General features: G+C 60.9%; 8 protein-coding genes. 6 read left to right on the top strand and 2 right to left on the bottom strand.

Going from position 1 to position 12,871, the window contains the following annotated elements; translation table 11 throughout:
• The first annotated feature begins 50 nt into the window (after positions 1 to 50).
• The 5 genes from dnaB to AC1DXW_RS17965 all read left to right on the top strand — a co-directional run bounded on the left by dnaB (position 51) and on the right by AC1DXW_RS17965 (position 10,983).
• Positions 51 to 1,445, top strand: a complete 1,395-nt coding sequence (dnaB, locus tag AC1DXW_RS17985; protein ID WP_477753176.1) for a replicative DNA helicase — start codon at positions 51 to 53, stop codon at positions 1,443 to 1,445.
• A 105-nt stretch (positions 1,446 to 1,550) separates the two neighbouring features.
• On the top strand, positions 1,551 to 3,854 hold the full coding sequence (locus AC1DXW_RS17980; protein WP_218430973.1) for a YgiQ family radical SAM protein: 2,304 nt from the start codon (positions 1,551 to 1,553) through the stop codon (positions 3,852 to 3,854).
• A gap of 388 nt (positions 3,855 to 4,242) precedes the next feature.
• Positions 4,243 to 7,518: a transglutaminase family protein gene (locus AC1DXW_RS17975; RefSeq protein ID WP_477753177.1), complete on the top strand. Its 3,276-nt coding sequence runs from the start codon at positions 4,243 to 4,245 to the stop codon at positions 7,516 to 7,518.
• Positions 7,519 to 7,606: 88 nt separating this feature from the next.
• On the top strand, positions 7,607 to 10,093 hold the full coding sequence (locus AC1DXW_RS17970) for a circularly permuted type 2 ATP-grasp protein (RefSeq protein ID WP_477753178.1): 2,487 nt from the start codon (positions 7,607 to 7,609) through the stop codon (positions 10,091 to 10,093).
• Entirely contained in the window at positions 10,093 to 10,983 is an 891-nt protein-coding gene (locus tag AC1DXW_RS17965) for a transglutaminase family protein (RefSeq protein WP_477753179.1), read from the top strand. Before AC1DXW_RS17970 ends, AC1DXW_RS17965 begins: the two co-directional genes overlap by 1 nt.
• A gap of 184 nt (positions 10,984 to 11,167) precedes the next feature.
• Here the strand turns inward: AC1DXW_RS17965 and AC1DXW_RS17960 are convergent, their stop codons facing one another.
• A complete protein-coding gene (locus AC1DXW_RS17960; RefSeq protein WP_110660080.1) occupies positions 11,168 to 11,359 on the bottom strand; it encodes a hypothetical protein in 192 nt (63 codons plus the stop codon).
• A 68-nt stretch (positions 11,360 to 11,427) separates the two neighbouring features.
• Positions 11,428 to 12,015, bottom strand: a complete 588-nt coding sequence (locus AC1DXW_RS17955) for an LOG family protein (RefSeq protein WP_477753180.1) — start codon at positions 12,013 to 12,015, stop codon at positions 11,428 to 11,430.
• A gap of 344 nt (positions 12,016 to 12,359) precedes the next feature.
• Between AC1DXW_RS17955 and azu the strand changes: the two genes are divergently transcribed.
• On the top strand, positions 12,360 to 12,806 hold the full coding sequence (azu, locus tag AC1DXW_RS17950) for an azurin (protein WP_477753181.1): 447 nt from the start codon (positions 12,360 to 12,362) through the stop codon (positions 12,804 to 12,806).
• Positions 12,807 to 12,871 lie beyond the last annotated feature (65 nt).

Below are 12,871 nucleotides of genomic sequence, written 5' to 3'. Positions count from 1 at the left end.
CCTTTGTCTTTCTGAAACCCCTGCTTTTTATCACCAAGAATCAAGTGGCCATGAACGATATCTCCGCTCCTGAGCAATACGATCTGCAAACCGCCGCGCTGAAAGTGCCGCCGCATTCCATCGAAGCCGAACAGGCTGTACTCGGTGGTCTGATGCTGGACAACAACGCCTGGGAGCGTGTGCTCGATCAAGTCTCCGACGGCGATTTCTATCGACATGACCACCGTCTGATCTTCCGCGCGATCGCCAAGCTGGCCGATCAGAACATGCCGATCGACGTCGTGACCCTGTCCGAACAACTGGACAAGGAAGGTCAGACTTCACAGGTCGGCGGTCTCGGTTACTTGGGCGAACTGGCGAAAAACACCCCGTCCGTCGCCAACATCAAGGCCTATGCACAGATTGTTCGCGCACGGGCTACCTTGCGGCAGTTGATCGGCATAGCCACGGAGATTGCCGACAGCGCCTTCAATCCGGAAGGTCGTACGGCTGAAGAGATTCTCGACGAAGCCGAACGGCAGATCTTCCAGATCGCCGAGGCCCGGCCAAAAACCGGCGGCCCGGTAGGTGTCAACGACCTCCTGACCAAGGCCATCGACCGCATCGACACCTTGTTCAATACTGACAACGCTATCACCGGGCTTTCTACTGGCTACACTGACCTCGACGAGAAAACCAGCGGCCTGCAACCTGCCGACTTGATCATCGTTGCCGGCCGTCCGTCCATGGGTAAAACCACCTTTGCGATGAACCTGGTGGAAAACGCCGTGTTGCGCAGCGACAAGTGCGTACTGGTTTACTCGCTCGAGATGCCAGGCGAGTCGCTGATCATGCGTATGTTGTCGTCCCTGGGGCGGATCGACCAGACCAAGGTTCGTTCCGGTCAGCTGGAGGACGATGATTGGCCGCGTCTGACCTCGGCGGTCAACCTGCTCAATGACCGCAAGCTGTTCATCGACGATACCGCCGGCATCAGCCCGTCGGAAATGCGCGCCCGAACCCGACGTCTGGTCCGTGAGCATGGCGATGTCGGCCTGATCATGATCGACTACCTGCAATTGATGCAGATTCCAGGTTCAGGCGGCGACAATCGGACCAACGAGATTTCCGAGATCTCCCGTTCCTTGAAGGCACTGGCCAAGGAATTCAACTGCCCGGTAGTGGCATTGTCCCAGCTCAACCGCTCCCTGGAGCAGCGACCGAACAAACGCCCGATCAACTCCGACTTGCGGGAATCCGGAGCGATCGAGCAGGATGCTGACGTGATTATGTTCGTGTACCGGGATGAGGTGTATCACCCGGAAACCGAGCATAAAGGCATCGCTGAAATCATCATCGGTAAACAGCGTAACGGCCCGATCGGTACGTCGCGTCTGGCGTTCATCGGCAAGTACACCCGCTTCGAAAACCTGGCGCCGGGTAGTTACAACTTCGACGACGAGTAAGTTATTCGGCACACCAATTTCCGACCATAGCCGTCGGAATTGGTCAAAATTTGTGCTATATTCCGCGCCCGCGAAATTCAATGAAAGCCAACACCGGTTATCGACATGCAAGCAGCCAAGCCGTTATTTGACTATCCCAAGTACTGGGCCGAATGTTTCGGGCCAGCGCCATTCCTGCCCATGAGCAGGGAGGAGATGGATCAGCTTGGCTGGGATTCCTGCGACATCATCATCGTCACCGGTGATGCCTACGTCGATCACCCGTCGTTCGGCATGGCGATCATCGGCCGGTTGCTGGAGTCCCAGGGTTTCCGCGTCGGGATCATTGCCCAGCCGAACTGGCAGTCCAAAGACGACTTCATGAAGCTCGGTGAGCCGAACCTGTTCTTCGGTGTCGCGGCCGGCAACATGGACTCGATGATCAACCGCTACACCGCGGACAAGAAAATCCGTTCCGACGACGCCTACACGCCGGGTGGCCTGGCAGGCAAGCGTCCTGACCGCGCCAGCCTGGTTTACAGCCAGCGCTGCAAGGAAGCCTACAAGCACGTGCCGATCGTGCTCGGCGGCATCGAAGCGTCCCTGCGCCGCATCGCCCACTACGACTACTGGCAGGACCGTGTGCGCAACTCGATCCTGATCGACGCCAGCGCCGACATCCTGCTTTACGGCAACGCCGAGCGGGCCATCGTCGAGGTCGCCCAGCGTCTGTCCTACGGTCACAAGATCGAAGACATCACCGACGTGCGCGGCACCGCGTTCATCCGTCGTGACACGCCACAAGGCTGGTACGAAGTCGACTCAACGCGCATCGACCGTCCGGGCAAGATCGACAAGATCATCAACCCGTACGTGAACACCCAGGACACCCAGGCCTGCGCCATCGAGCAGGAAAAGGGTCCGGTTGAAGATCCGCAGGAAGCCAAGGTCGTGCAGATCCTGGCCAGCCCGCGCATGACCCGCGACAAGACCGTGATCCGTCTGCCGTCGGTGGAAAAAGTCCGCAACGATGCGGTGCTCTACGCTCACGCCAACCGCGTGCTGCACCTGGAAACCAACCCGGGCAACGCCCGTGCGCTGGTGCAGAAGCATGGCGAAGTGGACGTCTGGTTCAACCCGCCACCGATTCCGATGACTACCGAAGAAATGGACTACGTGTTCGGCATGCCTTACGCCCGTGTTCCGCACCCGGCGTATGGCAAGGAAAAAATTCCTGCCTACGACATGATCCGCTTCTCGGTGAACATCATGCGTGGCTGCTTCGGCGGCTGCACCTTCTGCTCGATCACCGAGCACGAAGGCCGGATCATCCAGAACCGTTCCCATGAATCGATCATTCGTGAAATCGAAGAAATTCGTGACAAGGTTCCCGGTTTTACTGGCGTGATCTCCGACCTTGGCGGCCCGACCGCGAACATGTACCGCATTGCCTGCAAGAGCCCGGAAATCGAATCCGCGTGCCGCAAGCCATCCTGCGTGTTCCCCGGCATCTGCCCGAACCTGAACACCGACCACTCGGCGCTGATCCAGCTGTACCGCAGTGCCCGTGAATTGCCGGGTGTGAAGAAGATCCTGATTGCATCCGGCCTGCGCTACGACCTCGCGGTCGAGTCGCCGGAATACGTCAAGGAGCTGGTGACTCACCACGTCGGTGGCTACCTGAAGATCGCCCCGGAACATACCGAGGAAGGTCCGCTCAACCAGATGATGAAACCGGGCATCGGCAGCTATGACAAGTTCAAGCGCATGTTCGAGAAGTACTCCAAGGAAGCGGGCAAAGAGCAGTACCTGATTCCGTACTTCATCGCGGCGCACCCGGGCACCACCGACGAAGACATGATGAACCTGGCCCTGTGGCTCAAGGGCAACGGCTTCCGTGCCGACCAGGTGCAGGCGTTCTACCCGTCGCCGATGGCCACCGCCACCGCGATGTACCACTCGGGCAAGAACCCACTGCGCAAGGTCACCTACAAGAGTGACGCGGTGACCATCGTCAAGAGCGAAGAGCAGCGTCGTCTGCACAAGGCGTTCTTGCGTTATCACGACCCGAAAGGCTGGCCGATGCTGCGTGAGGCCCTGACCCGCATGGGCCGCGCCGACCTGATCGGGCCGGGCAAGAACCAGCTGATTCCTTTGCACCAGCCGTCGACCGACAGCTACCAGAGCGCCCGTCGCAAGAACTCGACGCCGGCCGGCAGCCACAAGGTTGCAGGGGAAAAGACCACCAAGATCCTGACCCAGCATACCGGCCTGCCACCACGTGCCAGCGATGGCGGCAACCCGTGGGACAAGCGTGAACAGGCCAAGGCTGCGGCGTTCGCCCGCAACCAGCAAGCGGCCAAGGAACGCAAGGACGCGGCCAAGGGCAAAGGCCCCAAGCCGACGCGTAAGCCTGTCGTGCCGCGCTAAACCTCGCTTGAACTCAACAGAACGCCAACCTTCGGGTTGGCGTTTTGCATTTCTGAGCCGCGGAAAATTAGCGTACTGGGCTGAAAGCAGTGTTGGAGCTACCGGCCTCATCGCGAGCAAGCTCGCTCCCACAATGGCCGGGGTTGTGCCTCAGTTGTGTGTTCACAGCAAATACCTGTGGGAGCGAGCTTGCTCGCGATGAGGTCAGTGGTGGTGGCGAATCTGCCGCGCAACGCCACAAATACGTGCGACTGCATCTAACCAATTTCCCGCATCGCCCGATTTTGGTGCTGTACTGCCTCCAGTAACCGGAGAAAGCGCCAGCGCTGCTGGATGGCATAAGTCTTGCGCGCTTTCCTATACGTTCAAGGCTCGCAGGAGGCACGCCGTGTCGATTCATGTCGCATTGCACCACGTCACGCATTACCGCTATGACCGCGCTGTCGAGCTCGGCCCGCAGATCGTTCGTCTGCGTCCCGCCGCTCACAGCCGCACGCGGATTCTGTCTTATGCGCTGAAAGTCTCCCCCGAACAGCACTTCATCAACTGGCAGCAGGACCCTCAGGGCAATTATCTGGCGCGGCTGGTGTTCCCGGAGAAAACCGAGGAATTGCGAATCGAGGTCGATCTGCTGGCAGAAATGGCGATCTTCAATCCGTTCGACTTCTTTCTCGAGCCCTATGCGGAAAAGATCCCCTTCGCCTATGCCGCCGATGAGCGCAAGGAACTGGCGCCGTACCTGGAAACCTTGCCCCTGACGCCGAAGTTCAAGGCCTATCTGGACGGCATCGACCGCACACCGTTGCCCGCCGTGGATTTTCTCGTCGCACTCAACCAGCGCCTGAGCGAAGACATCGACTACCTGATCCGCATGGAGCCCGGTGTACAAACACCTGAGCACACCCTCGACCAGGCCTCCGGTTCGTGCCGCGACTCCGCTTGGTTGCTGGTGCAACTGCTGCGCAACCTGGGGCTGGCGGCGCGTTTCGTGTCGGGTTACCTGATCCAGCTGACCGCCGACGTCAAAAGTCTCGACGGTCCCTCCGGCACCGAAGTGGATTTCACCGACCTGCACGCCTGGTGCGAGGTGTATTTGCCCGGCGCCGGCTGGATCGGCCTGGATGCGACTTCCGGGCTGTTTGCCGGTGAAGGGCATATTCCGTTGGCCTGTAGTCCCGATCCGTCCTCTGCGGCGCCGATCAGTGGCTTGGTGGAACCCTGCGAGTGCGAATTCAGCCACGAAATGTCCGTGGAGCGGATTTGGGAAGCGCCGCGGGTCACCAAGCCCTACAGCGACGAACAGTGGCTGGCGATCCAGGCCCTGGGCCGTCAGATCGATGCCGACTTGCTGGAAGGCGATGTGCGCCTGACCATGGGTGGCGAGCCGACCTTTGTGTCCATCGATGATCCGGACGGTGCCGAGTGGAATACCGCGGCACTGGGGCCGGATAAGCGGCGGTTGTCCGCTGAACTGTTCCGGCGCATGCGCAAGCATTACGCGCCCCAGGGGCTGGTGCATTTCGGGCAGGGCAAGTGGTACCCCGGCGAGCAACTGCCGCGCTGGTCGCTCAATTGCTACTGGCGCCGTGACGGCGTGCCGATCTGGCACAACATCGCGCTGATCGCCGACGAGCAGGAAGACTACGGCGCGGATGGCGCACTTGCCGGGCGATTTTTGGCGAGTGTCGCCGAACGCCTGAAGATTCCGACACGCTTTGTGTTCCCAGCCTACGAAGACAATTTTTATTACCTCTGGCGCGAAGGGCTGTTGCCGCAAAACGTCAGCGCCGAAGACTCGCGTCTGGAAGAACCCCTGGAACGGGCACGCCTGCGCAAAGTATTCAGCCAGGGGCTGGACAAGGTCATCGGCCAGGTCCTGCCGCTGGCGCGCACCGCCAAGGGCGACCAGTGGCAGAGCGGGCGCTGGTATCTGCGCGACGAGCACTGCCGCCTGGTGCCGGGGGACTCGCCGCTGGGTTATCGCTTGCCGCTGGGGTCGCAGCCTTGGGTGAAAGCGGCGGAATATCCGTTCATTCATCCGCAAGACCCGAATCAAGACTTCCCGCCGCTACCCGACACTGCGCAACTGCAAAGCCAAAGCGAAGCTGCCGAGGTACAAGAGCGCGCGCCGAAGCTCGACGAATCCGCCGACTGGCTGACCCGTACTGCCTTCTGCGCCGAAGCGCGGGAAGGCCGGTTGTACCTGTTCATGCCGCCGCTGGAGCGGGTCGAGGATTACCTCGAACTGGTCGCTGCCATCGAAGCCACCGCCGAAGAGTTGCTGTGCCCGGTGTTGCTTGAGGGCTACGAGCCGCCGAGCGATCCACGCCTGAGCAACTTTCGCATCACCCCGGATCCGGGGGTGATCGAGGTCAATGTGCAGCCGTCCGCGACCTGGGATGAATTGGTCGAGCGCACCGAATTTCTCTACGAAGAAGCGCGCCAGACCCGACTGACCACCGAGAAATTCATGATCGACGGCCGGCATACCGGCACGGGCGGCGGTAACCATTTCGTGCTGGGTGGCGCGACCCCGGGGGACTCGCCGTTTCTGCGTCGCCCGGATCTGCTGCGCAGCCTGATCAGCTACTGGCACAACCATCCGTCGCTGTCCTACCTGTTTTCCGGATTGTTCATCGGCCCGACGTCCCAGGCACCCCGCGTCGATGAAGCCCGCAACGATGCCTTGTACGAACTGGAAATTGCTTTCGCACAAATGCCTGAAGCGGGTGAGGAATGTCCGCCATGGCTGGTGGATCGACTGCTGCGCAATCTGCTGATCGATGTGACGGGCAACACTCATCGCGCCGAGTTCTGCATCGACAAACTCTATTCGCCGGATGGTGCCACCGGGCGCCTCGGATTGTTGGAGCTGCGTGCATTCGAGATGCCGCCCCATGCGCGCATGAGCCTGGCGCAACAATTGTTGCTGCGGGCGCTGGTCGCGCGGTTCTGGCGCGAGCCCTATGCGCCGCCGAAACTGGCGCGCTGGGGTACGGAGCTGCACGATCGCTTCCTGTTGCCGCACTTTATCGAGCAAGACTTCGCCGATGTCATCGTCGACCTCAACGCCGCCGGTTATCCGGTGTGGGCCGAATGGTTCGCCGCGCATCTGGAGTTCCGTTTTCCCAAGGTTGGCGACTACGCCGTCAGTGGCATTGCGCTGGAGTTGCGCCAGGCGCTCGAGCCCTGGCACGTGCTGGGCGAAGAGGGCGCCATGGGCGGTACGGTGCGTTACGTGGATTCGTCGCTGGAGCGTTTGCAGGTCAAGCTCAGCGGCTTGCCGCCCCAGCGTTATCTGCTGACCTGCAACGGCGTGCCCGTGCCATTGCAACCCACCGGGCGTGTAGGCGAATTCGTTGCTGGCGTGAGATTTCGTGCCTGGCAACCGGCCAACTGCCTGCAACCGACCATCCCGGTCCACGCGCCCCTGGTGTTCGACTTGCTCGATACCTGGATGCAGCGTTCGTTGGGCGGCTGCCAGTACCACGTCGCCCACCCGGGCGGGCGCAATTACGACAGCTTGCCGGTGAACGCCAATGAAGCGGAGAGCCGGCGAATGGCGCGCTTCTTCCGCATCGGACACACGCCAGGGAAACTTCCTATACCCAATCTGGAAATCAGCGACGAGCTGCCGATGACGCTCGATTTGCGACGTTTCTAAACCGTACGCGACGCTCGGATTTTACGTATATCCGGGCGTCACGAGCCTGCGTTAGTCTGACCGTTCATTGCTGTCTGCCGAGCTTTCCATGCCTGACCTGCTAGACCGCTACCCGCTGACGGCGGGCACCTATCACGAACTGCTCGACGACAGTGGCGCCGTGCGCCCGCACTGGCGCCGGTTGTTCGAGCAGTTGCAACGCAGCACGCCGGCGCAACTGGTGCAGCGTCAGGCCCTGCTGACCCGGCAAATCCAGGAGAACGGCGTTACCTATAACGTTTATGCCGATCCCAAAGGCGCTGACCGACCATGGGAACTGGACCTGCTGCCCCATGTCATTGCCGCCGAGGAGTGGGAGCACCTTGCGGCCGGCATCGCGCAACGGGCCAGGTTGCTCAATGCCGTGCTTGCTGACCTTTACGGTCCGCAACGGCTGATTGCCGAAGGTCTTTTGCCCGCCGAGCTGGTGTTCGGTCACAACAACTTCCTTTGGCCCTGTCAGGGCATCAGCCCGCCTGACGGAGCCTTTCTGCATCTGTATGCCGTGGATCTGGCGCGCACACCCGATGGCCGCTGGTGGGTGACGGCGGATCGTACCCAGGCGCCTTCGGGAGCCGGGTATGCGCTGGAAAACCGCACGATTGTGTCCCGGGCCTTTCCCGAGCTGTACCGCGATCTGAAAGTGCAGCACCTGGCCGGGTTCTTTCGCACCTTGCAGGAAACCCTCGCTCGTCAGGCCCCGAACGACGGGGACGCACCGTTGGTGGTGCTGCTGACGCCAGGGCGTTTCAACGAAAGCTATTTTGAACATCTGTACCTCGCTCGCCAGCTCGGCTACCCACTGGTGGAGGGCGGCGACCTCACAGTGCGCGATGCGACGGTCTACCTGAAGACCCTGAGTGGTCTGCGCCGGGTTCACGCGATCATGCGCCGGCTCGACGATGATTTCTGCGACCCGCTGGAGCTGCGAACCGACTCAGCCCTCGGCGTGCCGGGCCTGCTGGAAGCAGTGCGGCAGGGGCGGGTGCTGGTGGCCAACGCCCTCGGCAGTGGTGTGCTGGAATCGCCGGGGTTGTTGGGGTTTCTGCCGAAGATCAATCAATTCCTGTTCGGCGAAGAGCTGATCCTGCCGTCCATCGCCACTTGGTGGTGCGGCGAAGCGTCGGTATTGGCCCAGGCCCTGGAAAAACTGCCGGAGCTGCTGATCAAACCGGCGTTTCCGTCCCAAAGCTTTGCACCGGTATTTGGCCGTGATTTGGGTGAAAAACAGCGCCAGGAACTCGCCGAGCGCATGCAGGCACGGCCTTACGCTTATGTGGCACAAGAACTCGCGCAATTGTCCCAGGCGCCGATCTGGCAAGCTGAAGACGGTCAACTGCAGCCCCGTGCCATCGGCATGCGCGTGTATGCGGTGGCCAGCCGCGAGGGCTACCGGGTGCTGCCCGGTGGCTTGACCCGGGTCGCCGCGCAAGCCGATGCCGAAGTGGTGTCGATGCAGCGCGGCGGCGCCAGTAAAGACACCTGGGTGCTGGGCGATCGTGCGCCCAGCGGCGAACAATGGAAGGCCCAGCGCAATATCGGCGTGCATGACCTGGTGCGGCGCGATCCATACCTGCCGTCGCGGGTGGTAGAAAACCTGTTCTGGTTTGGCCGTTACTGCGAGCGTTGCGACGACAGCGCCCGTTTGCTGCGCATCATGCTGGCGCGCTATGTCGACGGCGACGACCCGCAAGCCCTGCAGGCTGCGGTGGATCTCGGTGAACGGCTGATGTTGTTACCCGATGAGGGCGAATTGCCGGAGCGCCTGTTGGCGGCGCTGCTCGGCGATGACTGGCCGTTCAGCCTGCGCTCCAACCTGCAACGCTTGCAGTGGGCTGCTTCACAGGTGCGCGGCAAACTCTCGCGGGAAAACTGGCAGGCACTGGTGGAGTTGCAGCGTGAAGCCATGGAGCTGGAAACCGAAGAGCCGGATTTCGGCGAGTTGCTGGATTTCCTCAACCGTCTGGTGATGTCCCTGGCGGCACTGTCCGGCTTTGCCCTGGACGACATGACCCGGGACGAAGGCTGGCGTTTCCTGATGATTGGCCGGCGGCTCGAGCGTCTGCAGTTTCTCAGCGGCAGCCTGGCGGCGTTCCTGCGGGGCGCCGGGGCTTTCGATCAGGCCGGCCTGGAGTGGTTGCTGGAACTGGGCAACAGCAGTATCACCTATCGTTCTCGATACCTGGCGGTGGCACAGATGATCCCGGTGCTCGACCTGTTGTTGCTCGACGAGCAGAACCCTCACGCCGTGTTGTTCCAGTTGAAACTGGTGACCCGCACCCTCAAGCGCCTCAACGACGACTTTGGCGTGCCGCGCGAAACGGCGCTGCCGCAATTGGTCGAGCGTCTGGCGCGATTCGATCTGGGCTGCCTGGAAAACCCGCTGTTCGGCGACGCGAGTGTTCGCGCCGCCATCGAAGGGCTGGCCGCGCTGCTGCAAGAGATCGCCGACGCCGGCGGGCAGGTTTCCGATCGCCTGGCGCTGCGGCATTTCGCCCATGTCGACGATGTCAGCCAGCGCACGGTGTCCGTCTGATGAGCGCCCACTACCAGATTTTCCACGACACCCATTATCACTATGACAGCCCGGTGTCCCTGGCCCAGCAATTGGCGCATTTGTGGCCGCGGCCTTGTGCCTGGCAGCGCTGCACCGACCGGCAATTGCAGATCAGTCCGCAGCCGACCTCGCGTCGCGATGAACTGGATGTATTCGGCAATCCGCTGACCCGGCTGGCGTTCGAGCGTCCCCACGATGAATTGCTGGTCAACGCCAGCCTGACCATTGAAGTGCTGCCCCGACCTGCGTTGGACTTCAATCGGTCACCAGCGTGGGAACAGACCCGAAGCGCGCTGACCTACAGCAGCCAACCGCTGTCGCCCGAGCTACTCGAAGCCTGCCGATACCGGTTTGAATCGCCGTATGTGCATTTGAAGAAAAACTTCGTCGAGTTTTCGCAAAGCTGTTTTCCGCCCGGTCGAGCGTTGTTGCTCGGCGTGCAGGCGCTGATGGAGAAAATCTTCAGCGAGTTCACCTTCGATGCCGAAGCGACCCAGGTGGCGACGCCGCTGGTGGAGGTGCTGGAGCGCCGACGCGGGGTCTGCCAGGACTTTGCCCACCTGATGCTCGCTTGCGTACGGTCCCGTGGATTGGCGGCGCGGTACATCAGCGGCTACCTGCTGACCCAGCCACCGCCGGGTCAGCCACGGCTAATCGGTGCTGATGCGTCCCACGCCTGGGTCTCGGTGTTTTGCCCGGTGCTGGGGTGGGTGGATTTCGATCCGACCAACAATGTGCAACCGGCGCTGGAGCACATCACCCTGGCCTGGGGCCGGGATTTTTCTGATGTGTCGCCATTGCGGGGGGTGATTCTGGGAGGAGGGAACCACGATCCGGAAGTGCGCGTCACAGTGATGCCACTGGATTAACGCAGGTCCCCTGTAGGAGCGAGCTTGCTCGCGAAGAACCCGAGAGCGCCGGGGTGTCAGACTTGCAGCGTTATCGTTAACGACCATCGCGAGCAAGCTCGCTCCTACAGAGGATCGGCAGCAAAGCTGCCAACCCTGGACACAGATCCGGTGGGCCTGATCAGATCATCGGGCCCTGAGGGTCTCAGGCGTCGGGCGCCTGATCTTTCGGTGCTTCAACATCACTTTCTGCGGCCACTTCACCTTCTGCTTCCGGGTTCAGTGCGGCTGCTTCTTCTTCAGCTGTAGCTTTCTTGCGCTGAAGCTTTTCCTCTTTCTTCTGCTCCTTGGCCAAGTCTCTTTGACGTTTGGCGAAGGAATAATTAGGTTTGGCCATGGGCGATCCTCTGGGGTCGAAGGTGAGGTTGAGCGGCGCATATTCTGCCCTGTATCGGTGCCAAGCCGTTAGCTGGGTTTTTGCTCGGCCCATTTTGGCGCTATGGACGGTTGCCAGGCATCCAGAGCATCGATCAGGGTTTGCGGCGATTCGCTCACTTGCAGCATGTCACGGTGCTGCCCGCGAACGAAGCCTTCGCCGACGATATGATCGAGAAAAGACGTCAATTTGCTGTAGAAACCGTTCACTTCCAGCAAACCCAGCGGTTTGCCGTGGTAGCCGAGCTGGCCCCAGGTCCAGACTTCGAACAGTTCTTCGAGGGTGCCAAGGCCACCGGGCAGCGCGATAAAGGCATCGCTGAGCTCGGCCATCCGCGCCTTGCGCGCGTGCATGCCATCGACGACTTCCAGACGAGTCAGGCCGCTGTGGCCGATTTCCTTGTCCTTGAGGCTTTGCGGGATGATGCCGATCACTTCACCGCCGGCCGCCAGCGCGGCATCGGCGACGATGCCCATCAGGCCCACGGCGCCACCGCCATACACCAGAGTCAGCTTGCGCTCGGCCAACGCCCGGCCAAGGGCCACGGCTGCTTCGCGGTAAGCCGGGTTGGTGCCGGTGCTGGCACCACAAAATACACAAACGGATGTTAAAGACATGCCTTGCTCCTTGGTCGATCAGGGCCACAGAGTAAAGGCAGGCGCACGCCACTCCAAGGGCTAGACTTGGTGTTCCGGGGTTTCGTACGTACCGCTGGCACCGCAGGCGTAGGCGGCCAGCAAACTGCACAACAGGCTGTTGATCGACATGACAGACATTCCATTTGAAGGGGGACGGCCTGATGATAGGCCCGGGCCAGACACTTGGCCGGTAGATAATTTGCATCGGCGTCATAGCCCGAAAGTTGTATACAATTTTTGATTCAAGTCATATGAACTTGCGAAGTTTTCAGGCAGTCTTCTGTTCATTCGCGATTTCGTTAACCCTGCCTTGGAGATTCACCATGTTTGCCAAACTTGTTGCGGTATCCCTGTTGACACTGGCCAGCAGCCAATTGATGGCTGCCGAGTGCAAGACCACCATTGACTCCACCGATCAAATGTCCTTTAGCACCAAGGCCATTGAAATCGACAAGAGCTGCAAGACGTTTACCGTGGAACTCAAGCACTCCGGCAGCTTGCCGAAGAACGTCATGGGCCATAACTGGGTGCTGAGTAAAGAAGCCGACATGCAGCCGATCGCCACCGACGGCCTGAGCGCCGGTATCGACAAGAACTACCTGAAGGAAGGCGACGCCCGCGTGATCGCCCACACCAAGATCATCGGCGCTGGCGAGACAGACTCGGTGACCTTCGATGTGTCCAAGCTGGATGCCGCTGAAAAGTATGGTTTCTTCTGCTCGTTCCCGGGCCACATCTCGATGATGAAAGGCACCGTGACCCTGAAGTAATTGAATCGCAGTCATAAAAAAAGCGTCCGTAGTGGACGCTTTTTTTTGCGCTTGTAGGAGCTGCC

It is taken from the genome of Pseudomonas sp. P4_C4 (genome assembly GCF_056402055.1).
The sequence above is the reverse complement of the archived record's forward strand: the minus strand, read 5'-3'. Positions and strand labels throughout refer to the sequence as shown.